18 protein-coding genes are annotated in these 23,743 nt (G+C 41.0%); 11 read left to right on the top strand and 7 right to left on the bottom strand.

From position 1 onward, the window contains the following. Positions 1–117: 117 nt before the first annotated feature. Together EHS11_RS10750 and EHS11_RS10745 are read left to right on the top strand one after the other, a co-directional pair. Entirely contained in the window at positions 118–651 is a 534-nt protein-coding gene (locus tag EHS11_RS10750; RefSeq protein ID WP_135764416.1) for an NAD(P)H-dependent oxidoreductase, read from the top strand. A gap of 1 nt (position 652) precedes the next feature. Further along, positions 653–2,509 carry a monovalent cation:proton antiporter-2 (CPA2) family protein gene (locus EHS11_RS10745; protein ID WP_135764415.1) on the top strand — a complete coding sequence of 619 codons (1,857 nt, stop codon included), beginning with the start codon at positions 653–655 and terminating at the stop codon, positions 2,507–2,509. Here the strand turns inward: EHS11_RS10745 and EHS11_RS10740 are convergent. Next, complete coding sequence (locus EHS11_RS10740) at positions 2,506–4,584, bottom strand: histidine kinase N-terminal 7TM domain-containing protein (protein ID WP_135764414.1); 2,079 nt, start codon at positions 4,582–4,584, stop codon at positions 2,506–2,508. The two genes, EHS11_RS10745 and EHS11_RS10740, sit on opposite strands and share 4 nt — an antisense overlap. A 33-nt stretch (positions 4,585–4,617) precedes the next feature. After that, entirely contained in the window at positions 4,618–5,844 is a 1,227-nt protein-coding gene (locus tag EHS11_RS10735) for a lipoprotein LipL46 (protein WP_135764413.1), read from the bottom strand. A 52-nt stretch (positions 5,845–5,896) separates the two neighbouring features. On the opposite strand from EHS11_RS10735, the gene EHS11_RS10730 reads away from it, so the two are divergent. The 8 genes from EHS11_RS10730 to EHS11_RS10695 all read left to right on the top strand — a co-directional run bounded on the left by EHS11_RS10730 (position 5,897) and on the right by EHS11_RS10695 (position 12,675). Further along, positions 5,897–7,138 (top strand): exo-beta-N-acetylmuramidase NamZ family protein, encoded by a 1,242-nt coding sequence (locus tag EHS11_RS10730; RefSeq protein ID WP_135764412.1) that lies wholly within the window; start codon positions 5,897–5,899, stop codon positions 7,136–7,138. Between the two features lie 14 nt (positions 7,139–7,152). Continuing rightward, positions 7,153–7,773, top strand: a complete 621-nt coding sequence (locus EHS11_RS10725; protein ID WP_135764411.1) for an LIC_11883 family protein — start codon at positions 7,153–7,155, stop codon at positions 7,771–7,773. Then, positions 7,770–8,663, top strand: coding sequence for a DUF2797 domain-containing protein (locus EHS11_RS10720; RefSeq protein WP_135764410.1), 894 nt, complete (start codon positions 7,770–7,772; stop codon positions 8,661–8,663). The genes EHS11_RS10725 and EHS11_RS10720 overlap by 4 nt, the downstream gene beginning before the upstream one ends. Continuing rightward, positions 8,653–9,342, top strand: a complete 690-nt coding sequence (locus EHS11_RS10715) for an RluA family pseudouridine synthase (RefSeq protein ID WP_135764493.1) — start codon at positions 8,653–8,655, stop codon at positions 9,340–9,342. The genes EHS11_RS10720 and EHS11_RS10715 overlap by 11 nt, the downstream gene beginning before the upstream one ends. An 8-nt stretch (positions 9,343–9,350) precedes the next feature. Continuing rightward, positions 9,351–9,875 (top strand): hypothetical protein, encoded by a 525-nt coding sequence (locus EHS11_RS10710; RefSeq protein WP_135764409.1) that lies wholly within the window; start codon positions 9,351–9,353, stop codon positions 9,873–9,875. 51 nt (positions 9,876–9,926) lie between these two features. Beyond that, entirely contained in the window at positions 9,927–11,024 is a 1,098-nt protein-coding gene (gene ychF, locus EHS11_RS10705) for a redox-regulated ATPase YchF (RefSeq protein ID WP_135764408.1), read from the top strand. Between the two features lie 99 nt (positions 11,025–11,123). Beyond that, positions 11,124–11,663, top strand: a complete 540-nt coding sequence (locus EHS11_RS10700; RefSeq protein WP_135764407.1) for a TetR/AcrR family transcriptional regulator — start codon at positions 11,124–11,126, stop codon at positions 11,661–11,663. Positions 11,664–11,715: 52 nt separating this feature from the next. Then, positions 11,716–12,675 (top strand): NAD-dependent epimerase/dehydratase family protein, encoded by a 960-nt coding sequence (locus EHS11_RS10695; RefSeq protein ID WP_135764406.1) that lies wholly within the window; start codon positions 11,716–11,718, stop codon positions 12,673–12,675. Between the two features lie 23 nt (positions 12,676–12,698). Here EHS11_RS10695 and EHS11_RS10690 read toward each other — a convergent pair whose 3' ends face one another. Beyond that, the gene (locus EHS11_RS10690) at positions 12,699–13,487 is read right to left on the bottom strand and encodes a hypothetical protein (protein ID WP_135764405.1); all 789 of its coding nucleotides are present in this window, start codon (positions 13,485–13,487) and stop codon (positions 12,699–12,701) included. 510 nt (positions 13,488–13,997) lie between these two features. Here EHS11_RS10690 and EHS11_RS10685 point away from each other — a divergent pair. Continuing rightward, positions 13,998–18,047, top strand: a complete 4,050-nt coding sequence (locus tag EHS11_RS10685) for an EAL domain-containing protein (protein WP_210413671.1) — start codon at positions 13,998–14,000, stop codon at positions 18,045–18,047. Between the two features lie 59 nt (positions 18,048–18,106). Here EHS11_RS10685 and EHS11_RS10680 read toward each other — a convergent pair whose 3' ends face one another. The 4 genes from EHS11_RS10680 to EHS11_RS10665 all read right to left on the bottom strand — a co-directional run bounded on the left by EHS11_RS10680 (position 18,107) and on the right by EHS11_RS10665 (position 23,712). After that, positions 18,107–20,167, bottom strand: a complete 2,061-nt coding sequence (locus EHS11_RS10680) for a WD40/YVTN/BNR-like repeat-containing protein (protein ID WP_135764403.1) — start codon at positions 20,165–20,167, stop codon at positions 18,107–18,109. A gap of 199 nt (positions 20,168–20,366) precedes the next feature. Further along, the gene (locus tag EHS11_RS10675) at positions 20,367–20,909 is read right to left on the bottom strand and encodes an SRPBCC family protein (protein ID WP_135764402.1); all 543 of its coding nucleotides are present in this window, start codon (positions 20,907–20,909) and stop codon (positions 20,367–20,369) included. A 432-nt stretch (positions 20,910–21,341) separates the two neighbouring features. Continuing rightward, positions 21,342–22,478 (bottom strand): cysteine desulfurase family protein, encoded by a 1,137-nt coding sequence (locus EHS11_RS10670; RefSeq protein ID WP_135764401.1) that lies wholly within the window; start codon positions 22,476–22,478, stop codon positions 21,342–21,344. Further along, entirely contained in the window at positions 22,456–23,712 is a 1,257-nt protein-coding gene (locus EHS11_RS10665; protein WP_135764400.1) for a hypothetical protein, read from the bottom strand. The genes EHS11_RS10670 and EHS11_RS10665 overlap by 23 nt, the downstream gene beginning before the upstream one ends. Positions 23,713–23,743: the final 31 nt, after the last annotated feature.

Genomic DNA, 23,743 nt, shown 5'->3' with positions numbered 1-23,743 from the left:
GGAGTGAAATTTCTTCACTCTGCAGATTTATATTTCCAATTCGGAAATATAAATTTAAAACAGAAAATCAAAATAAAAATTCTAGCCAGTGAGGGCAGAATTAAAATTCTTTAGCCAATGGCGAAAGTTCTGCTTCTATTTGTTCATCCCAGTTTGGAAAAGTCAAAAGTAAACCGCACGTTAATCGATTTTATACCTACTCATGATGATTTGACTTTTCATGATCTGTATGAAGAATATCCGAATTTTCATATCAATATAAAAAAAGAACAGGATCTGTTGACAGATCATGATATCTTGCTCGTCCAACACCCGCTCTATTGGTACAGTGTGCCTGCTTTATTCAAACAATGGATTGATTCCGTTCTGGAAAAAGGTTGGGCCTACGGAGAAGGAGGAGACAAATTAAAAGGCAAAATCTGGAAACACATCATTTCTACGGGAGGTGGCGAAGATGCATATCAGCTTGGAGGATTTCACAATCATCCCATTGAAAATTTTTTACTTCCTTTTCAGCGGACTGCAGAGCTTTGCAGAATGAATTTCGAATTTCCATTTTTAACCCAAGGCAGCTTTCGCCTTTCGGAAGCGGCAACTTACGAAGCAGGTCTTCGTTATAAAAATCTTTTGATCGAGCTATTGGAAAAATAATATGAATGATGCTGATTTTTTTATACAAGCGTTAGTTTATTTAAGCGCGGCCATCGTCATCGTCCCTATCGCCCAAAGATTAGGATTGGGATCCGTTTTAGGTTATCTTCTTGCAGGCATTGTCATCGGTCCCGCAGTACTCGGTTTTGTCGGTTCCGAAGGCCAGGATATGTTGCATTTCGCAGAATTCGGCGTAGTGATGATGCTTTTCGTTATCGGTTTGGAACTGGAGCTAACTTTGCTTTGGCGGCTGAAGTATTGGCTTTTGGGTTTGGGTGGATTGCAGCTGCTATTAACAACTGTCATCATGACTTCCTTAAGTTGTTTTTTCGATTTGGAATTCAAACAATCATTGGCACTCGGTTTGATTTTATCCTTATCTTCCACCGCCATCGTATTACAGACATTAAAAGAAAAAGGATTGATGAAAACCTTATCTGGGCAGGCTTCTTTTTCCGTTCTATTATTTCAGGATATGGCGGTGATTCCCATATTGGCCATTTTTCCTCTGCTTGCCGATCCAGGACAGGAAGGTGGGGCAGAGCACGGATCAAGTCTGATCCATCACTATCCTGGTTGGATGCAGGCATTGATTGTTATTTCCGTCGTTGTATCTATCATATTGGCAGGAAAGTATCTCCTCAGTCCTCTGTTTCGCATTTTGGCATCCACCGGTCTTCGTGAAGTTTTCACAGGAGCAAGTTTACTGTTGGTGATAGGAATTGCGCTTCTTATGAGTGCAATCGGTTTGTCTCCGGCTCTCGGAACTTTTCTTGCGGGAGTGGTTCTTGCCACAAGCGAGTTTCGACATGAATTGGAGAGTGATTTGGATCCGTTCAAAGGATTGTTACTCGGGCTTTTTTTTCTAAGCGTCGGAGCTTCCATGAATATCGCCGTCGTAGTTCAAAATCCCATCTTTGTTTTTGGTATCGTATTTGCAGTGTTATTTGTAAAAGCACTTGTACTTTTTTCTTTGGGACTTTCTTTTCGTTTGCCATTGGATCAGAACCTTTATTTTTCCATCGCCTTATCTCAAGTAGGTGAGTTTTCCTTCGTATTGTTCGGTTATTCGGAAGAAAACGGAATTCTACCTAAAGAGAAAGTTTCTCTTATGGTTGCTGCGGTTGCTATCAGTATGGCATCCACACCTATTTTTTTACTGATCTATGAAAAATTGTTCAAATCGAAGTTAGAAGACAGGACCTCTCCCAAAAGAGAAGCGGACAAGATTCATGGAGAGGAAAATGCAATCATCGTTGCCGGATATGGCAAATTCGGAAACATGCTTGGTCGGTTCCTTCGAGCCAATAAAGTAGGGATTACGGTTCTTGATGACGACGCTTCACGAGTGGATATGTTGAAGAGTTTCGATTTTAAAGTGTACTTCGGAGATGCGACAAGACACGATCTTTTGTATTCCGCAGGTGCGGAAAGAGCAAAGATTCTGATCGCAAGTATGGACAGCTTGGAAAAACAAGAGGATCTGATCCGAACTGCCCAAAAACATTTTCCTCATTTGGAGATTTTAGCAAGGGCGGGGGATAGGGAAGAGGCATATATCTTAAAAGAGTTGGGCGCCCATCGCATTTACCGGGAGACAAGGGAAACAGCGATACGTTTGGGTGTGGATGCGCTTCGTCTATTGGGTTATCGGGCTTACCAAGCGGAAGTTTCCGCACAAACTTTTATGAAACACGACGAGGATACATTTCACGAATTGTTTGAGCATAGGGCAGATCGCAAAACATATATTAGTTTGGCGAAACAGAGAAATGCCGAATTGGAAAGACTCATGAAAGTTGACGAGGAAGAAGATGAAGTTTTCGAAGAAGATTGGGGCGAGATAGAGAGGTCTTAGGACGATAGCGGTAACAAAATCCTAAATACGGTTCTGCCAGGTTTTGTTTCCAATTCCAAAATTCCTTCGTGTTTTCCTGTAATTTTTTGAACAATGTCGAGTCCAAGCCCCGTTCCTTCGCCTAAGGGTTTGGTTGTAAAAAATGGTTCGAAGATTTTATCCCGAATCGAATCGGGGATTCCCGGGCCTGTATCTTCTATTTCAACACCTAAATATTGTTTTGTGCTCCTTGATTCCTCTTTTAGAGCCAATATCAGTTTACCCCGATAATTCATCGCTTGCAAGGCATTCTGAATCAGGTTTGTCCAAAGTTGGAGCAGATCATCGTAGTATCCGTCGATCTCAGGATCATAGGAAAAATTACGGACAATTTCAATTCCTCTTTTCCAAAGATTTTGATAAAGAGTGATCACCGTTTCCAACGAGTCGGAAACTTTGATAGGTGTCTTTGCCGCATTCGGATTGCTATGAATAAAGTTGCGGAGAGAATAGATGATTTTTGAAGTACGAACTACGGCAAACTCGATTAGTTTTGCCCCGCTGTATACGGAAAGACATCTAAGTGTAAAGTCGACTGCAGGTTTGAATTTTGGCTCTTGTAATAAATAATAACATTGTTCCGGGATCTCATAAATCCCAACAGCAATCATATCTTCTGCAATATCGAAAGGATTTTTGATCCCAAGTTTTTGTAATTCGTTGCTTAAGTGTTGTCTTCGGATTCTAAAATCATTTCCTACCAGATTTTGAAGATCTGTTGGAATCTGACTGATTAGGATATGTAGATTTTGAATGTCCTCCGGAGTGAGTTGTCTGAAAGAATCAATCGCATTTAGTATGACGTTCGGAAACGATTTCAAACTTTCGGAATTGATATGATTGGTCGCTTGAATGGCAGCAATCGGATTATTGATTTCATGAGCGATCCCGGATACCAAATTTCCCAGACTTGCCATTTTCTCCGACAAGATCAATTGGTTTTGCGCTTTTTTCAAATTGTTTATCGCTTCTTCCAGTTCGTCCTTCTGCTTTCGTATAATCTCTGTTCGTTGAAATGCCAGTTTGCTTTCTGTAATGTCTTTTAGGATAATGGTATGATAGATGCTTTTTTGTTTGAACACATCTTGGGTGGAAACGATAAAGGTTCTATTTTCACCTTTAAAATCCTTTGTCCATTCTCCTTCCTTCCAATTATTGATTTTCATTGTATATAACAAATTATGCAAATCGGGAGAGATCGAAGAAACGGAGCTTGCTATGATACTTCCAAAACCGTTTTCAAATAAGGAAAAAGCGGACCGATTTGCATCCAGGACGTTCCACTTATCATCTGTTACAAGCAATGTATCTTTTAGATTTTCAAATATGGCATCCCTTGCAAGAGGAATCAAATCAAAGAAACGGATATGATAAAATCCCAAAGCCCAAATGATATTTGCTATGGAAAAAGAAAGAGGGGACAGATCCAGTTGCGGATTGATATAAGGTACGAGCCCGAAAGAAGTCATTACTCCCGTGGAAAAAGGCAACCACAGTCCTATCATTACGATCAAAATCTGTCTTTTGAAAAAACCTCTCGTGGAAAATCCGAAATAAAGGAGGATGACGGAAGACAGAAGCAATACGAATAATGCAAATCCCGCATTGATATTCATCCATATTTCCCATTTGTATTGGAAAAATATTCCTAATTCGTTATGGATTAATTTAAAATTGCTCCGGACCAAGTCCGGGAAAAACCAAACAATATATTGGTTTATTAGAATAAATGCAATTAATGGTATTAATATCGGCTTTGTGTAATTGTTCCATTTTCCTACCAAAGCTAGGATAAGAAGAGGCGGAAATAAGATTAAGAGATCGGTGCCTATGAATTGGATATTGTCCCAGAAGAGCGCCTGTTCGACGGTTTCGCAGTTGAGCTCTATCAGATATCCGAAAGAATAAATGATAATTCCAGTGATGATTCCCAAAAACGGAAGTGATCCGGGAATGTTTCTGTTTCTCCAGGCGACCATTCCATTGAAGCCTCCGATTAAGAAGGCAAAAAACGGAATGATACTGATCCAGGACATTCTTTGTTGTTGATTAAAGTCTAAAAAAGAAACTTAACGATTTTGAAAAACCGCTTCTACCACTCCGCGTTTGGAACCTATGATATTCAAGGTTTTGGTCGCAAGGAATTTGAAGCTGGAGTCTTTTTTATACATCAACTCTTCCGCAAACATGGTTTCTTTTCCCGGATAGGTGAGTTCCCATTCAGAGCCACTTGCATCTGTTTTGCGGTCATTGATCTGTTTTACGGAAGTGTATTCCATCAGATCGTTTTTGAAACCAATGGCAGTTTCCAAATCCAATCCTTTAAACTTGAGGATGATTGTATTTTGTTCGGTAAGTTTGAACCACTCGTCTTTGATTTGTTTTGCGGATTTGTCGGAAACCACTTTTGACCAATCTTTGACTGCTTGTTCCCTGGAAACTTCCTGAGTAATGTCCGCACCTCTTCCTTCATGAGATCCTGAACCGAAAATTTTCCCATCTCCCCAAAGTTGAATGATCCGGTAAGGTCCGGTTGCCGCCGAACTTAAAAAATCTGTTTTTTTCCCGCCGGGCAGTACGATTGGTTTTTGGTCCGTGGTATTTACCTGTCCGATGATAAGCACTTCCGCACCTGCATCTTGCGCTAAAGAAAGAAGAGGACTGCCTTCTTCCACGGAAGTCAGATCCAGTTTTGCCAGAGCGGGGTTCTTTCGAAGTAGTGCTGTTAGTTGAGAGCTGTCTACGACTTTGTTTCCTTTGTTTCTCAGTTTTTCGATTAACTCCGCTTCGGCGATATTGGTAGCGGAACCGATAGGAAAAGATTTTCCATTGATAGTAGTTTGGATGAGTACTGCGATTCTGGGATTGCCCACATCATCCAATAATTGGTCCACAGCAGTGGAAAGTTTGGTGGCTTCCACTTCGCAACGAACGTTCAACCGGATCATGTCTTGGGTATCCAATTTCCAGTTTTCTTCGCTGATGATATCGTATTTTTTTACGAACGCGTCCGTTTTCCCGTAGAGTTTGGTTCCTAGGGACTGACCGTCGGCAACTCCCGATTTTTCCGTGATCTGCTCTCCGATGAGTTTGCGGATTGCATTGAGTTTTGCATCTTTCAAAGCCTTGTTACGGGCAAGGGCCAGATCCCCCTGGTAAATGGGAGCCTCTCCCATTGCAGTTACCACGTTTTCGGGTAATTTTTCTGATTTTTGAGCAGAGGCACCGCTCGTACAACCGAGCAAAAGAACCAAAAAGACAGATATCGGGAAATTCAGTTTAGGTCGTTTCGACATAAGGAAGCAATTCTCCTTGAAGATTTGCCATATAGTATAATCTTCTACTTACATGACCAAATACTTTTTTAGGTTTTCCGCTCTCTTTATTTTGGCCGCTTGTCAAGGAAACACTGTTCCTCAGTTCCGGGTTCACCCCCAGGATTCGAAGTTAATTCCGTCTAGTGAAATTTTTTACTCATCGATCCTTCCCACTCTCTCGGGAAAGAAGGTGATGCTTGTGACGAACCCCTCTGGTATTGGAAACAACCCCGGGAAAATCATCCGCGAATTTGAAAAGAACCAAGTTATTTTGGAACATCTGATCGGTTTGGAACACGGATTTCTAGGATTAGAAGAAGAATTTAGCCAAACTCCTGTTACTATGGACTCTACCTTCAACAGGCCATTGTATCATATCTATCGTATCAAAGATTCCGATCTTCGTGTACTTTTGAACGAAGTGGACGTGGTTCTGTTCGATGTGCAGGATGTGGGAATGAGATGTTATACGTACGTAAGTGTTCTCAAACGTCTTCTTGACGGTATTGGAAAATCCAAAACGAAATTTATTGTTTTGGATCATATCCATACTGCCATGCATCTTCCTCCAAAAGGAGAAAAGATGAGTCCGAAACATTTGAACTTTGCGGGTGAATTTCCATCTCTTTTGATTTCAGGAATGACATTGGGCGAATCCGCCTTGTTTTATAATAAGGAATTTCTTTCCGATTCCGTGAATTTGCAGGTAGTTCCCGTATCCGGTTATCAAAGAAATCAGTACTTTGAAGACACAGGTCTTCCTTGGGTGACACCTTCACCTAATCTACCTATGGTGGAATCCGCCAGAAATTATATGGCACTAGTAATGCTGGAAGGTGTGAATGTTTCCGTCGGGCGGGGAACTCAAGCTCCTTTTGTCTATTTCGGTGCCCCCTGGATGATTGATCCCGAGATTCTTTCCAAAAAATTGGGAGAAATATCCAAGTCCTATTATTTTACTCCGGTGTTTTTCAAGCCCACCTTCGGGCCTCATAAGGGAAAGATCACTAGCGGCTTACGTATGAATTTAGTGAGAGCGGATTATGATCCGATCGAGCTTGCATACGAGTTGATACGGCTTATGAAAGAAACTTATCCGAAAGATTTCAAATGGAATAAGGGAAGTGCGAATTACTGGGTGGACCAGCTTTGGGGCAATGAACATTTTCGAACGGCAATAGGCGAAGGTAAAACTTATTCCGAGTTTCACTCTTCATTTATAAAATCGGAAGCCGATGAGAAAAAAAGAATCGAACCTTATCTTCTTTATTAACCGGGAAGGAACTTATGATTTTTAAAAAAAAGATTTTATTTTCACTCATTCTGGGGATTTGGATCAGTCCGAATTTCGCAACACCGAACGAAGTTGCCAAATTCAACCCGATTCCTAAAAAACAGTTTTCATCCAAATTGAAAAAAATTGCTTTTGCAACCATTCGCTCCACGATCACCAGGGATTACCCGTTCACCGAATCAAGAGAAGTGAAATATGTTCCTTGCAACGGTGAGTTTCCCGAATTGCCCGGAGATTTTCCTTGCAGTTTGCTCAGTTGGGACGAGGATTTGATCGTCATCGACGATAAGAAAAAAATTGAAGATGCAGAATCCGTAGATCCTGAAGTTATCGAAGAGCATGAATTAGGTGGAAGGGTGATGGTATTGCTTTCCAAAACAAAATCCCCCAATCAAAACGGCAAGGTGGTTTTGTTCGGAGAAGGGGAGGAAACTCTCAAACTTTTCTATCAACCGAGCGGATTTATATCCCATTATCATTTTAAAGAGGAAGTGATCGTATTCAAATGGGAAACGAATTCAGGTAAACTCACTCTCATGGGGATTGTCATACTGAAATTGGATTCAGACTCCTTTCCCATCGGTGGAAAAGAACTCAGTTTTTTAAAAAAATGAAACAAATGATCGGTTATCTGAGAATGATGGAACACGAAGGACTTGCGCCAGTCCAGTATAAGTGGTGTTATGCTACCTATGCCGACGAAGCTGAATCCAGAAGACCTGAAAAATCGGAAGCCATAGAAAACTTATCCGATTTTACAATCAATTCCTGGATCGGAAAAAAACTCCATCTTTCCACCAATGGGAAAATCCGTTGTGTGGACTGCGGCAAACTCACTAGCAAATCATTCAACCAAGGCAGTTGTTTTAACTGTTTTTCCACAAAGGCTTGCAATGATCTTTGTATTATGCGTCCCGAAACCTGTCATCATCATAAAGGAACCTGTCGGGAACCGGAATGGGGCGATACTAATTGTTTTAAAAAACACACTGTTTACTTTGCAAACTCAAGCGGATTGAAAGTAGGAATCACAAAAGAAAATCCGGTTAGCAACCGTTGGGTGGACCAAGGGGCTCGGTTTGCAGTTCCACTTATGGAAGTGGAATCCCGTAGAGAAGCTGGGATCATCGAAAACTATCTATCCGGTTTTTTGCCGGACAAAACCACTTGGCAAAAGATGGTGGCAGGCGATCCGCCCGATATGGATTTAAAAAAAGAAAAGGAAAAGTTTTTGCGCCATTTGGAGAAACAAAGTTTTGAAATGGATATGAAGGTCGGCAAAAATAAAGAGATCGTTTGGAAATCCGATCTTTCCCTGGAGATTGTCGAAATCCAATATCCGATTCTTTCTTATCCTAAAAAAATCAAATCCTACAAACTGGAAGAATCCAAACCGATAGAAGATGTTTTAGTGGGAATCAAAGGACAATACCTTTTGTTTGAAAACGGTGTCATTAATATTCGCAGTTACGGCGGATACCGGACTGACTTCCATGCGTTATAACGTAGAACTCGGGTTTGGTTTTCAAACGGAAGTTCTTTGGGAAGACGATCAACTTCTCGTCGCAGACAAACCTTCCGGAATTCCGGTGCATGAAACCAAAGATACAAATCGTCCGGATTTTACCAGATTGTTGCAAAAGGCCTTGGGCTTAAAACAATTGAGAACGGTCAATCGTTTGGACTTCGGAACAAGCGGGATCGTAATTCTCGGAAAAGAAAATTCGGATAATGTATACTTGGATGAACTGTTAAAAACTTCAGATAAGGAATATATTTTTATATCTCACGGGATTCCCGATTGGAAGGAAAAAAGGACGGAATCTTTTTTAAAGGAAGGAAAGATGCGGATGATGACCGTGAGAAGTGGCGGGAAAAAAGCGATCACTGAATTTAAAGTTCTAGGTATTTTGCAAAAAGAAAAACTATTTCTGGGATCAGCCAAACTAATTACTGGTAGGCGGCATCAGATTCGGATTCATATTTCCGAGGAAGGGTTTCCCATTTTGGGAGACGAAGTTTACGGAGATGCAAAGAAGGGAAACCCGAAACGAATGTTTTTGCATTCCTGGAAATTCCAATTTGAAGATGCGCCGGATCATAAAATCCAAGTTCGATCTTCGGTTCCGAAAGAATTTTTGCATTATTTTTCAGAATCATACTTAGAGGAAAGAGCAGATTGAATAGTAAGATGGCAACTTCAACTGATGATTTGACATTTGAAAGTTATTTGAAAGAAAGAAGATTTGAGAAAAAAATTTCAAAGATAAGACAGTACATCTACTTCGGGTATCTTGGCCTTTTCCTATATTTGTTGTTTTCTTCGAAATACACTGCAAGTCCCTTGATTGTACTTATCAATTATCTTGCGATGTACACTTCCTTTTCAGGGATCATTCATTTCAAATTTTTTGAAATCCCTAAAATTTTGACGGAACTGATTCGTCCGGAAAAAACCGAAGTGTTTGATTCTCTTTCCCCGGACAAACGTGCAATCATTTTGGAAAATACATTTCATGATATGGGAATCTATCCCATCCCTGAAAATCTATCGGAGATGAATGTTCCCGAAATCATCACCAGGATGAAATTGGAAGATAGGTATCCTTGGAAACGGATCGGTTGGATTTATCTCTTCAAATACATTGCTATATTGGGTTTGGGTTCTATTTACTTGGTTTATACCTATTTTCAAACCGGTTTTTTACTCAATTAACCGGGAAACATTTTTCCTTGTCCGCTTGCTCTCTCTGAAAAATCTATCCGTATGGGATTGAATTGTGGAATCGTTGGTTTGCCCAACGTTGGAAAATCGACTATTTTTAATGCATTGACCAAAGCCGGCGCGCAAATGGCCAATTATCCGTTTTGCACCATTGAACCAAACACAGGTATTGTGGAAGTTCCCGACAGGCGTTTGGAACGACTTGCTTTGATTTATAAACCGAAACGTACAATAGCCACCACGATCGAATTTGTCGACATTGCCGGTCTTGTAAAAGGGGCAAGCCAGGGAGAGGGGCTCGGCAATCAGTTTTTATCGCATATCCGGGAAGTGGAAGCCATCTGCCATGTGGTTCGCGCTTTCGAAGATGAGAACATAACACATGTTCACGGGAAAGTGGATCCTATCGAGGATATCACCGTTATCAATTACGAATTGATTTTGGCAGATTTGGACAGTTTGGAAAAACAATTCCAAAAAATAGCGAAATCCGCGAAAGCGGGAAACAAAGAAGCGATAGAGATCGGATCCGTAATGGAAAAGATTTTGGAAGGCTTGAAAAAAGGGCTGCGTGCAGCGGCGGTTTCATTGACGGATGATGAACTCAAAATCGCTAAAAAATTCAATCTTATCACAATTAAACCCGTATTATACGTTGCAAACATTCTAGATTCGGATGTAAAAAATACGGACAATCTTCATGTAAAAACCATCAAAGACTATGCAGCCAGAGAAGGTGCCGAAGTAGTCGTGTTATGTGGTCGCTTTGAGGAAGAAATTTCGGGCTTGGAAAAAGACGACCAACTCGCATTTTTGGAAGAGATAGGAGAAACCGAATCGGGCCTTTCCCGTATGATCCAGGCTTCCTATAAACTTCTAGGTTTGATTACATTTTTTACCGCAGGAGTGGAAGAGGTGAGAGCCTGGACCACTGCAAAAGCCAGCACCGGACCGATTGCAGCTTCCGTGATTCACTCCGATTTTGAAAAAGGATACATCCGGGCGGAAGTTATGCGTTATGAAGATTTGGACCGAACCGGAGATGCGACGAAAGTCAAAGAAGAAGGAAAACTTCGCATCGAAGGGAAAGAATACATTGTCCAAGATGGAGATGTAATTTACTTTCGAGTGAATAGTTAATTCCTATCGAGGGGGTGGCAAAAACCCCTTTTTGGTAAATAATCTCGGTTGACGGAAGTTTCGTTTGTTTTAAAATTGTGATTGATCAATCAATAAAAGATGATGCAAACGAAACCGAACAGTCATCTCTATGAAGAAAGAAGGGCAGCCATTTTGGAAGCAGCCATCGAAGTATTTGCCAAACTAGGCTACCATAAGGTTACAACAGCGGATATTTCTGCGAAAGCGGGCATTTCTCAGCCTTATGTTTACCGTTTCTTTGAGAGCAAGGAAGCTTTGTTTTTGGAAGTGGTAGAATTGATCTATGACAGGATCGCAGTCGAATTTTCGAAAGCGGAATACAAAAATGACACTCTGCTCACCGATCTGATCACCTCTTATGAGGAATTGATGAGGCGCTATCCGAATGAAATTCTATTGCAGATCCAGACTTGGGGGATTGCGGAAGAAAACGTGCAGCAGCTCGTAAAAAAGTCTTTGGAAAACCTAAAGGAATTGGTTCAGCAAAAATTTGATGCAGCTGGACTTGGCGACACGGAAAACCTGGCGAAAGATTTTTTGGCACGGGGTATTCTTTGCAATCTTGCTTTTGCACTTGGTTCTTCGGAACTGAGTTTGAGTAACGGTGGCAGGGTTTGAGATTTTTTTTGATTCTATTTGTGATTGATCAATCAATAAAAGGAAGGACGATATGAAGAAAGCATTGGTACTCGGAGGAACAGGGGGGAGTGGAAAGGCGATCGCAGAGGAATTGCTAGGAAGGAAAATTCCGACGGTGATTCTGGGAAGGGATCTGACAAGTCTTGAAAAATTGGCAAAGGAATGGGGAAATCCGAAAGAATTGGAATTCGTGGTCGGGGATGTATTCTCGCCTGAGTCCTTGATTCCTTATTTTGAAGACGCGGACGTTGTATTTCAGGCGGCAAATGTTTCCTACCAGGAAATGGAAAGCAAACTATTGTTACTTGGCAAGAGCGTAATGAAGGCAGCGGAGGAAACCGGCAAAAAAATAGTTTTTGTCGATGGAGTTTATGTGTATGGGAAAAATCCCGGTTATCCGGTAGAAGAGGATTATCCCTATCTTGCTCATACGAAAAAGGGAAAAATCAAAGTGGAATTTGCAAAGATGATACTGTCCGATCTTTGGAAGAAAGCGAAACCGTTGATCGTTCGTCTTCCCGATTACTACGGACCCACGAGTAAACTCGCCTATCTCAATCCTACTTTGGACGGACTTGCTACGAGAAAATTTGGTATTTTTTTCGGAAGCTTGCAGCCCAAAAGGGAGTATGTTTATCTTCCTGACGCAGCGAAGATGATAGTAGCGATCGCCTTACAAGAAAATTCGTTCGGCAGTAATTGGAATATCCCCGGTGGAATGATTTCAGGAAATGAAATCGTTCGAATCGCAGAAACTCATTTGGGTAGAAAGTCCAAAGTGATTTCACTCGGAAGATTTACTGTGAAGCTCTCGGGAATCTTCGATTCTTTTTTAAGGGAAGTCGTGGAGATCATGTATCTTATGGAAGATCCTTTGCAATTGAGTGGCCGCAAATATTTGGAAAAAATCGGACCGATTCCCAGAACTTCATTTGAAGACGGAATTGCGGAAACTTTGGATTACATTCGAAAGAGGAGTTCTGCAAAATAAAAAAGAATCATAAATTAAGGAACCTATTCTATCCGAATGATCTGATAAGTAACATTTATAAAATATGTTCTTTCGTTCTTTGCCTTCATTTCGAATGTTTCTTTGAAAAAAATACGATTGTGTTCGGGTAATGTGTAAGTCCAAAGATCGGAATTGATGTGGGAAGGGTCTGTGTCATTATAAGATTCTTTAGTTTCTAAAATCAAAACTAAAAATTTGTATAATTTGTCGGGATCTTTTATCAGATTTTCCCAAACATCTTTCATGAAAAACAAATCGGGATAAAAAGAAGTTATATGTGCAATTTCTATAAAGGTTTGTTTTTGAGGGATCAAAGAGTCGGAAAGTTTATGATCCTCGTAATCGGATGAAATCAGAAAAGATATTTGCTCAAACTTTACATTTTTATTTTTTCCGCGTTCGGTTTGGAATAGTTTCAGTAAAACGGCCGCGTTTTCATTTTCAGAAATCAGCAAATCCGGTAAGTCGAATTTTTCGTTAAGATGATTCAGCAATAAACAATACCATCTGGCAAAAGATTTTAATTCGCGGATATTTTTGTTTCTCCGTTCGATCGTTTGCATCTGGTTGATTTGAGATTGGATATTCTCTTTTTCCCATTTGTCTTTGTGTACGGAACCGATGTTTCTTCCTCTGGGGGAGTAGTTCGGATTTGATGTTTTTAATTCAAAATAAACTAAAAATGTGTTAATGGTAACAAGAATCAGTGCGATTACGATTGAATTAGCAAGTAGGATTACTAGCTTGTCGGGGGTAACATATTTTAAAATTTTTTTTTTCAGAAAGCCCATCTCGTTTTTTTGTTTAGTAATTGGTCCGCCATACAACCAAATCCCCGCCCTGAATTGGGTGGGGTGTTAACCACAAAGCCACCCAATGATTTTTCTCTAACATATCTTTGATGATACTTCAAACCAATCTATTCCAAATGGAAATTTTTTGCAAATAAGTTCACCCTTTTGCCATAAAAGGAAACAACTAAGATTTCTTTTTAAATTCGACTCATATTAAAACGGAAGCGACAGAAGTCGGGTATATTTAGACTAAGAATGAATTAAGTCTATGTCGACGGATCTATCTGCTTTCCATTTATATACATTCCGAAACTGGAGGCTCAAATACATTGAGCTGCTAGGTAGAGGGATTAAGGAAGTGAAGAGCATTCATAATGTGGATGTTGTTCTTATTTTCGATTTTGAAGGATGATCTTAATGTTTAAGCTCTTTTTTCCCAATTTAATGAGTACCTTGATTTCTTTTTTTATAAAGAACCGCGTGGTCGTACTTTCGGATGACTTGCCGATGGTTTACATAGTGTGGGAATCGTCTTTCGTTCCTATCGAATGGAACCGGGAAGCAGAGAGGATTTTCGGTTGGACTAGGCAAGAAGTTATCGGAAAGTCGATGCTTGAAAAAATGTTATCGGAGGATATAAGACAACTGTTAGTTGAGCAGGATGAACTTTTATTTCATTCGGACAAGTCGAGAATTATCACAATACCTGCATTGACGAAAGACGGAAGAAGAATCATCTTCGAGTGGAATATTACCCTCATTTCCGCCAAGTTTTGGCGCAAAAAACGTTTTATCACCGTAGGCCGGGATATAGGTGAAAGTCTCGAATTGCAGGAGCAGCTTTTATTATGCCGTAACTTGGTGGAATACACGAAGGATCCGATCATATTTGCGACTTTGCCGGCAGAAGGTCACAGGTTTTGCTTCATTAGCGACGAAGGTTGCAGTCATTTCGGAAAAAACCGTGAAGCGATACTGAACTCAAAAATTTCTGACTTCGACAATAGCCTGAATCCCGATACCCTCTCCGAAATCTGGGAAGAATGTAAGAGAAATAAATCAGTCAGTTTTGAGAGCGAATATCTGTCTGTGAGCGGTGAACCAATCAGTGTCGAAAATACTTTCAATTATTTTAAAATTGGAACCATTGAATACTGTGCCGGGTACATTAGGGATATGCGGGACAGAAAAAAACAAGCGGATCAATTACGGGAGTTCGAGGTCCAAAAAGCAAAGCAGAAAAACGAGTTACAATACCAGGAGATCTTCGAAAAGATTTCCGATTTGTTTTTTCTGTTTGAAGTAACGGAGAATCATCGCTTTCGTCTTTTAAAATTCAATCCGGCAGCGGCAAAGATCACAGGGTTCCAAGAGGAACAAATCGGCAAATACCTGGAGGAAATTTCGCCTCAGGAAAGTAATATACACTCCTGGTTTCAGAGTTGTTTGAAGTCCGGCAATACTGTTTTTTACGACGATAATATCGGTTTAACGACAGGGAGTCGTCATTTCCAAACTTCCGTTACTCCCATTCGGGATGAATCCGGAAAAATCTATAGGATCATTGCAGTCGCCAGGGATCTGACCGAAAATCGGAATCTTGAAAATTCTTTACGCAAGAGCGAAGAGGAATTCCGGACTCTCGCCGAAAACACTCCTGATGTGATCGTGAGGTATGATCGCAACTGCAGGCGTGTTTACTCGAATCCTGCGCATAAGAAAGTCATGGGGTTTACGACAGACGGAGCTCTTGGAACGACACCTTCCGAACTTTGGACGCTCACAAATTCTATGCGTCCTGAAGAATACCAAGCAACTTTGATGAAAGTTATGGAAACTGCCACACCGACTGTCATTCATTGGGACTGGAATAAGGGAAACGGTGAGAGCATTCACTTTGCGGTACACTGTGTTCCGGAATTCCACGAAAACGAATTGATTGGCGCCTTAGCCATCGGTCGGGATATTTCCGATATCAGAAGAGCGGAATCCAGTCTTAGGAAGAAGGAAGAGGAGTTTCGTTCGCTTGTAGAAAATATGCCGGACAATGTTTCCCGTCATGACAGCGAGGGTTATTTGATCTATGTCAATCCTCAGTTATCAAAAAATATAGGTATGGATCTTGAACCGTTGTTAGGAATGGCAATCTCCGCATCCGTGCCCGGCGATAGCGGCGATGTGTTCCAAAAGTATAAGAAAAAAGTAATGAAAGTTTTGGAAACGGGGCAACCGGACGAGATGGAGATGGAATTGGCATTATCCAAGGTCGTTCATCATATCAGATTCGTAGCGGAAAGAGATTCGGAAAACCGAATAGTTGGTGTTTTGGCGATCGGTCGGGACATAACAGAACGAAAGTCAATGGAAGCCATAATCGGAAACAGAGAGCAGCAATTTCGGAGTCTTACGGAAAATATTCCCCTTGGGATTTCCAGGTACGACTCTGATTTCCGTTGCATTTACATCAACCCCGCAGAAGAAAAGCTCTGCCGAAAAAAATCCGAAGAAGTTCTAGGTCAACACATAACAGATGTATTCGATATATCAAGGGAGAATGCATTTCGATACGCTTGCCAGGTAAAGGAAGTTTTCAAGAACGGACTTCCGTCAAAAATAGAATTGGAGTGGGCTAACTCGGATGGTAGTCCGGGCAGCTACATGAGTGAAATCATTCCGGAATTCGATTCACATGGTGTGAGCAGTGTTTTATCCATTACTCATGATATAACTTTGCATAGGTTGCAGAGTCGGGAAATGGAACTTCGTTCTCTCATTTTCGAAGCTATCGCAAAGGACAAGGCGCTTTCTGAAGTGCTTACTATGATTGCTACCTATCTCGGAGAAATCAATGCAGCCTCCTACTGTGGAATTTTTCTAGTAGATAAATCCGGTCTGAATCTGATTCCTGTTTCGATCTCCAATCTTCCGCATACTTTTCAACCAGCAGTGGCCCATTTGAAAGTCGCGGAAGGAATGGGGGCTTCAGGTACCGCCGCATATCGTTCTGAATCTTTTTTTGTAGAGGATATTCAAACGCATCCATATTGGTCGAACGGTAGATTTATCGCAGAACAAAATCGGATCCGCGCTGCTTGGTCAAAGCCAATACTGAATTCTTCGGGTAAAATTCTAGGAGTCGTTTCGCTCTATAGGACAAAAACAGGACTTCCCGGTGTCCAAGAAAAAAACATAATGAAACAAATGGCGAATTTTGCCGCCATTGCTATCGAATACAAAAGGAAAAATAAACTTTTGAAATTACGGGCAAACTTTGATTCTCTTACGAGTTTGGCGAATCGCTACCAGTTCGGAGAAAAAATCAAATCCTCTATGGCTCGATCCCAAAAAAAGGGACTTCTTCTTGGAATCGTTCTGATTGATATAGACAATTTCAAAGATATCAACGATTCGTTAGGGCATTCTTTCGGAGATGATGTCCTTAAATTTGTTTCCGGCAAATTAAAAAATCTAGTGGGTGAAAACGATACTGTCGCCCGTATGGGAGGGGACGAATTCGCTTTGCTCATTAACGACGTTCTTTCCATTGAAGCCATACAACCCTTGATGGAAAAAATCGTTCGTTCCGTCTCGGAACCTATCCCGATTCAAAATAGGGAATTCAATATTACTTGCAGTGCCGGTGTATCCTTTTTCCCTTCCGATGCGGAAGAAGAACATACTCTTTTGCGGTTTGCAGATAGCGCGATGTACAAAGCAAAGGAAACAGGTAAAAACCAATATCGATTCTTCACATCGGACTTGAATTCTAGCATCCAAAGACGTATGAATATAGGAGACAGATTGCGTCGTTCTCTTTGGAAATCGGAGTTCGAAGTTTATTACCAACCTCGTGTGAGTATGGACGGGGCAATTCATACAGCCGAAGCTTTATTACGGTGGGACACTCATTCGGGCGATCCGATATCTCCTTCGGAATTCATACCGGTCGCGGAAGAAAACGGAACTATTTTAGAGATAGGGGAGTGGGTGATTCGAAATGTATGTGAGCAGATTAAAAAATGGGAATATTCTTATGGTAGCAAAATCGTTGTTTCTATTAACGTATCCGGTCGGCAATTTCAAAGAAAAGATATTGTTCAGAATATAGAAAGAATTTTAAACGAAACAGGTGTTTCTCCGAAGCAAATAGAAATAGAGTTAACCGAGAGCACGCTTATGCACGATGTGGAATCCATCGTGAAAAAACTTGAGTCGCTTAAAAATCTAGGAATCGGAATTGCTGTGGATGATTTTGGAACCGGATATTCTTCGCTTAACTATCTCAAAAATTTTCCAATTGATTATCTAAAGATCGACAAGTCTTTTATTTCCGAAATACCGCAGGAGACCCGTGCGAAAGCGGTAGTGGAAACAATTCTGAACTTGGCCAGTAATTTGGGTTTGAAAACGATCGCAGAAGGTGTGGAAACAATCGAACAAGTGCGATTTTTAAGGGAGAGAAATTGTCATGAAATACAAGGATATTACTTTAGTAAACCGTTACCATCGAAGGAACTGGAAACGTTATTGAGTATGAAAAAAATTTATACGCAGTAACAACCTGATAAAGGTCAAAAAACGGTAAAGAAGATTTAGTTGATATTAGGTGGATGATGTTAAGGCCAGGAACGGTATTGGATGGTGCCGCTTCCTCCTGTTCCTATGATTCGGTTTTTGGAAGGCAGATAGGAAATTCCTAGAAACCCTGAATCACTCCATCGCAATTCTTCCGTCCAGGTTAAGCCTCCGTTTTCGGTTTTCCAAGTTCCGGAAGAACCGGAAATCAAACCTCGGTTCTGGTCGGAAAAACCTATTGCAACATTTTGAGTGGTTGGGCCGGTTTTTTGAAATATCGTAGTCCAAGTCAAACCTCCGTCTTGCGATTTATAACCGGTTTCCTGATTCGTGGCGATCGCTCCGCTGGATGCATAAATCAAACTTTCGTTTACGATACTCAGATCATAAAGACTGAGCCCTGCCGTAGAAGGAATTTGGGTCCAGTTGATTCCTGAGTCACTGGAAAGATAAACTCCGAAAGAAGAAGCTGTTCCGCCCACCCCTGAAGTTGCGATCGCCAAAGATTCGTTAATGAATCGGACATTTGTCACCCAAGCAGTTGTATTCAAAACAATAGTCCACGTGCTTCCGTTATCCGTACTTCTGGCAATCATTCCTGAGGTCCCTGTTGGTCGACCAGCGAGGAGACCAATCCCTTGTTTATTGAAGGAAACACCGCGGAATTCCGTAGTAGTTGTAATGGCACCGAAGCTGGAAGGCAGGCTCCATGTCTCTCCTCCGTCATTACTGTATACGATGTCTCTGTTGGCTCCTACTGAGCACACAAAACCGTTGTTATTTGCAAATATGTCTCTGAATAATCCGTTCGCTCCGGTATATATCTTGGACCAAGTGGTTCCACCGTCCTTTGTACGAAAAACCGATCTCGGAAAAGATGAGAATCCGCCGGATGTATAGCCTAACGTGTCAGATACTATCGCAACTCTACCGAATTGAATGTTGTCTCCGGTGCTTCTCACTTTCCAATTGGATCCTCCGTCCTCTGAATATAGAAAACTCGCCTCGACTGCCGAACTGAAGAAGACAAAATATTCATTTTGATTCTTGCGAGTCATATTTCCTAAAACACCGATGATTCCGTTGGATTGCTGAGGATCGCTGTAGGCAAGATTCCAGGTATTCCCCCCGTCTTGGGTTTTATATACGGATGAGAAATTAATACTTGCTATCTTATTATAACCTAATAAGAATCCATTGTTCGAATCCCATAAATAAACACTTACGGTTGAACCCTCGGATAAGCCGGATACTGTTTGGCTTGAATAGGTGTTTCCTCCGTCGGTAGTTTTGCGGATTTCCGGTACGCCACTTACGACAATCGAAACGATTCCAAAATTTGGATTTGTAAAAGAAGCCGATATATCGCTTGCCGTTGAACCGGTATTAATTGATAGATCCTGCCAGGTTTGACCGAAATTTGTTGTCTTCCGAATCAAAGACATGGTGACAGCGGTGTCGGTTCCCCAATGATAGCCAACTCCGTTATCAAACATTTTAAAACCGGAAATATATCCTGAAACATCCGATTGGAGTGACCAATTGGCCCCTCTGTCTCTTGTGATATAGAACTTACTTGCGGTTTGAGTTTTTAAAACAAGAAAGCCCAAATTTTCATTCGTAAAATGGAGAGAAGTAATAATGCCTGTTCCGTCGATAAGTATGTTTTTCCAGGTCCTTCCTGAATTTGAGGAAGATTGAAAGTATACGGAAGTATAATCGGACTTTCCTCCAGCGATAAAGATTTCCTTTGAGGAAGGATTTATATCAATGGCCAGGATGTTTTTTTGTCTGTCTCCGGCAACTAACCGGTTCCATGTGGAACCGCTGTCGGAAGATCGCATTACAAGACCGCCCGACCCGATCATAAATCCGATCTGGTCGGAGACGAATGCGCCGCCTTCTATTAAATTGGCTGTAGGCAAACGATAAACCTCTCTCCATCTCAGGGAGGCAAAAGGATCATCACACAAGCCAAGCAGACATCTCAAAAGCTGGGTCTTTCTGTAAGCATCGGAATGAGGATCTCCTGTATTGTTCAGAAAAAGTTTACAATGGAAGAGGGAAGCTAATATAAGAAGATAAATAATTCTTGGTTTCATATTAGGTGCCGATTGGCTTAAAGTATTGGGATTTATAAGTAGAAAATCAATTAAAAAATTGTTTACTTCGTATGCGATGAGATTTCATTTCTGCCGACTCATTTTGAAATGACAGAGAAATAAAAATAAGACTCTCCCGAAAAAATCATCTTTTTCTTTTAGATGACCGGTAAACCAGCGTTAATGACTATAATAGTTGTTAATTGGGAAAAAACAAAGTTTCCAATTTATCGAATTGTTGTTCCCAACCCAGCTTTGCCATTAGTTTCATAAGGAACGGGATACCGACTTCTTCCACTGTGACTTCCGTTTTCCCATTTGATTCTTTGAATTCTACTGTTACCGAAATTTCATCCGGCCATACACCCGGAACTTTTACTTCGGAGCCTGGAACCGGTTTTCCGTTCTCATCTGAAAAAGCCATCATTGATACGATCTTCTTGCCCGGAATGATTTCCTTGTATGTCCCGCTATTCCAAAACATCTCTCCACCAGGGGATTTCATGGAAAGTAGGAAGGTTCCTCCTGCCCGAAAATCATTCTTTATTACCGGCGCTGTGTAATCCTTCGGACCCCACCATTTTTTCATGGACTCAACATCGTTCCAGACTTTCCATACTTTATCAGCGGGTGCGTTGAATGTACGACTAACGTTTACCGTTGAGCTTGTTTTTCGTGCCACAAAGACAAATAAAAACAATGCGATTAAAACACCGATTATAATTTTAACAGTCATTTTCATGGGAACATCCTAAAAAACAGGCTTTGCGCATATTCAAGGACTTTAATTGATGTTTGTAAACACAAAAAGCATTTATTATTTTTATAAATCCAATCTTGAATTTTCTTAATTTTAAAGGGACCTGGGTTAACTTTATAAGCGAGGTTAGGAAGATGTTTCCATTTGTTTTCTTCTCTATTCGCATGAGGGAAACTACGATCCTTGTATCGCACCTGCAAAAAGCCGAAAAATTGAATTAAGTGTCCAAAAGTAACTGAAATCTTCCAATTTCGCTTTGGATTCGTCGGAAAATCGGGATTGGAGAAAGGTTTTTCGCTTCTATTTCGATAAAAGAAAAACTCTCTCGATTCTCATCGGGCAGTGAAGATTGATTCAATTGATTCGGGTTTCCGTCTTTACTTGGTTTTGTGAGAATTCGGATTTTTATGAAAACTAAAAGCTTTTGAATTTTAAGATCAATTCTTCCGAAGCTTCCGATAAAAAGTCGATTTCATCCTGGGTCGTATGAATTCCGGTAGAGATACGAATGCAACGAAGGGCTTCTTCTTTTGAATATCCCATAGCGATGAGTGAAGAGGACGCTTCTCTCGCTCTGGATTTGCATGAGCTGCCGGTAGAGATGATTGTATTTTTCTCTTCCATTCCCAGTAGGAAAAAATCTATGTCTTCCAAAGGAAGCATCACAAAACTGGTGTTTGGAAGCCTGGGAGAATCTTTGGCGATGATTTTGCAACCGAGCGTTTCCAATCTTGTCTCTATCTGAATTTGAAATTTTTTAAGCCTTTCTTCTTTTTCGGAAAGATGTTTCATTTGGAATTCGGTAGATTTTTGAAAAGAGAGAAGTGCTTGTATGTTTTCCGTTCCTGCTCTATGCCCATTCTCCTGATTTCCTCCGCCAAATACATGATAGTCGATTTTTGTATTGGGAACAAAACTCAGTGCCGAACCGAGTCCTCCTCCGATTTTATGAGAGGAAAAACTAAAACCGTCGAAAAGGGAAAAGTCCACATGGATTTTTCCGAATGCCTGCATAAGATCACTGAAAAAAGACACTCCGAATTCTTTGGCGAGGCTTGCGATTCTTTCCACCGGCTGAAGAACTCCTGTTTCATTTCCTGCATACAAACAAAGTATGGGAACCGGATTTTCCAAGAGTAGGGAACGTAATGATTTCAGATCTATGACCCCGGAAAAATCCGTTTGGATGAGTCTGGGTGAAAATCCAAGATCTCTGATGGCAGAATACATACTTGAATGTTCAAACGGACTTACAATCAGTTCTTTCAAATCGGGATTGCTTTCTCTCAAGTATCTGAGTAACAGATAATTGGCTTCGGTGCCAGTTGATGAAAATACGAATCCTCTTTCGTTTTTTCCAGTTAGCCCTGCAAAATATTTTCGAACGGACTCGATCTTTCCTTGGTTGCGCAGGGAAAATCTGGTCGCTCCGGAAGGATTGTAATACTCTCCGGCGTATTCGTTTAAAGACTCGGTTAGAAAATTTAAGAAAGGGGGATGAGTCGCATTATAATCAAAGTAAAAAAACTTACTCTGTGAGGGGGATTTCATCTGCTTCCTCGAATCGACTCAGTTTGCGAAGAACTGTCCTTTTTATTTCTCTGTAACTTTGTACGATTTCCCTTTTGATTCCGCCTACGCTTCGTTCATCGACATTTCTCAACTTGGGAGCGAGTGAATCCAGTATCTGGAGAGATTTTTTGTTCTCACCCAGCTTTTGGTAACACTCCGCTTGTTTTAGAACCGCTTCGAATTGATGGACAAGTAGTAACGGAAGATTAGCTTCTTCATCTTCCAAAGCCAATTTGATGTTGGATGATTCGTTGAATTCAATAATTGCCTTTTTATAATATTCGGGATCTTCCAATCCCAATTGATAGAACAGTTCTGCCCGTCGGAATCGAAATTTCAAATATTCCCTTTCGCTATTTCCCACGAAATAAAGAATCCTTTCAAATACGGAGTCCATTTCACGGGGTGAGAACGATTTCATTCCCGTAAGTAAAATCTGCCTGAGTAAAGATTCCAGATAATCATTCGGATTTACTTCCGGAAAAATCCCCTTTTTGATAATTGATAATGCGATACTTCTTTTTTGAACGTCCGTTAGGTTGGAAGGAAGTTTGTCTTCCTTGGCGAGACTTGTAATCACATAATTTTCCGTTTCCATCATATGTGTTTTATAGGCCAAAAGAATTTCCGCAGGACGACAAACCGCCCAAGCGACGGATTCTATTTTTTTCGGAACGATAAAGTCCGGACCTGAAAATCGGAGAGCACGTTTGTAATAATCCAAAGCCTCCAAAACATTTTCAATATGGGAATTCCAATACTCTTTGGGATTCGGGCCGAGTACGATTTCCCCGGGAGTAGTGACCTTTGTGAATAAAGGAGAGCCCCATTCCATCGCCTTTTCCCGCCAAGTGAGTTCCAGAAAGGTTTCTTCCACATGGTTTTTTGACTGATAATACAAACAGGATTTTTCCATGAGATGCAAGTCTAAAGGAAGAGCTGAAGATTTTTGGTTTTCTTCGGATTGGAAAAAAGAGGTGAGTTTTAAAAAGAAGTTGGAACTACCTTCCTTTCTTCCTTCCAGGATGGCATCTCCCTTTGCCACTAACTCGCGGGTAATGCCAGGGTTCGGATAACCGAAGAGCGCGTTGTAACGGAGGGTGAGATCGGCAAGTATGGTGTCCTTGTTTTGTAAAACGAACGGGAAAGTGATTGCCCACACAAGTAGAACAGCCAGAATGTATTTTAAATTTTCTCGGAAGATCTGGTTCAAGGAAGTCCCTGTTCCCGAACTTTGCCGGAAT

The sequence above is a fragment of the Leptospira ilyithenensis genome (assembly GCF_004771005.1).
GTDB lineage: Bacteria > Spirochaetota > Leptospiria > Leptospirales > Leptospiraceae > Leptospira_A > Leptospira_A ilyithenensis.
Note: the sequence above shows the minus strand (reverse complement) of the source record. Positions and strands in the feature narration are given on the sequence as shown.

Excerpts from the sequence above, each read along its gene's own strand:
- EHS11_RS10750 (WP_135764416.1), top strand. The coding sequence starts at position 118 with ATGGCGAAAGTTCTGCTTCTATTTGTTCATCCCAGTTTGGAAAAGTCA.
- EHS11_RS10745 (WP_135764415.1), top strand. The coding sequence starts at position 653 with ATGAATGATGCTGATTTTTTTATACAAGCGTTAGTTTATTTAAGCGCG.
- EHS11_RS10740 (WP_135764414.1), bottom strand. The coding sequence starts at position 4,584 with ATGTCCTGGATCAGTATCATTCCGTTTTTTGCCTTCTTAATCGGAGGC.
- EHS11_RS10735 (WP_135764413.1), bottom strand. The coding sequence starts at position 5,844 with ATGTCGAAACGACCTAAACTGAATTTCCCGATATCTGTCTTTTTGGTT.
- EHS11_RS10730 (WP_135764412.1), top strand. The coding sequence starts at position 5,897 with ATGACCAAATACTTTTTTAGGTTTTCCGCTCTCTTTATTTTGGCCGCT.
- EHS11_RS10725 (WP_135764411.1), top strand. The coding sequence starts at position 7,153 with ATGATTTTTAAAAAAAAGATTTTATTTTCACTCATTCTGGGGATTTGG.
- EHS11_RS10720 (WP_135764410.1), top strand. The coding sequence starts at position 7,770 with ATGAAACAAATGATCGGTTATCTGAGAATGATGGAACACGAAGGACTT.
- EHS11_RS10715 (WP_135764493.1), top strand. The coding sequence starts at position 8,653 with ATGCGTTATAACGTAGAACTCGGGTTTGGTTTTCAAACGGAAGTTCTT.
- EHS11_RS10710 (WP_135764409.1), top strand. The coding sequence starts at position 9,351 with ATGGCAACTTCAACTGATGATTTGACATTTGAAAGTTATTTGAAAGAA.
- ychF (WP_135764408.1), top strand. The coding sequence starts at position 9,927 with ATGGGATTGAATTGTGGAATCGTTGGTTTGCCCAACGTTGGAAAATCG.
- EHS11_RS10700 (WP_135764407.1), top strand. The coding sequence starts at position 11,124 with ATGATGCAAACGAAACCGAACAGTCATCTCTATGAAGAAAGAAGGGCA.
- EHS11_RS10695 (WP_135764406.1), top strand. The coding sequence starts at position 11,716 with ATGAAGAAAGCATTGGTACTCGGAGGAACAGGGGGGAGTGGAAAGGCG.
- EHS11_RS10690 (WP_135764405.1), bottom strand. The coding sequence starts at position 13,487 with ATGGGCTTTCTGAAAAAAAAAATTTTAAAATATGTTACCCCCGACAAG.
- EHS11_RS10685 (WP_210413671.1), top strand. The coding sequence starts at position 13,998 with ATGGTTTACATAGTGTGGGAATCGTCTTTCGTTCCTATCGAATGGAAC.
- EHS11_RS10680 (WP_135764403.1), bottom strand. The coding sequence starts at position 20,167 with ATGAAACCAAGAATTATTTATCTTCTTATATTAGCTTCCCTCTTCCAT.
- EHS11_RS10675 (WP_135764402.1), bottom strand. The coding sequence starts at position 20,909 with ATGAAAATGACTGTTAAAATTATAATCGGTGTTTTAATCGCATTGTTT.
- EHS11_RS10670 (WP_135764401.1), bottom strand. The coding sequence starts at position 22,478 with ATGAAATCCCCCTCACAGAGTAAGTTTTTTTACTTTGATTATAATGCG.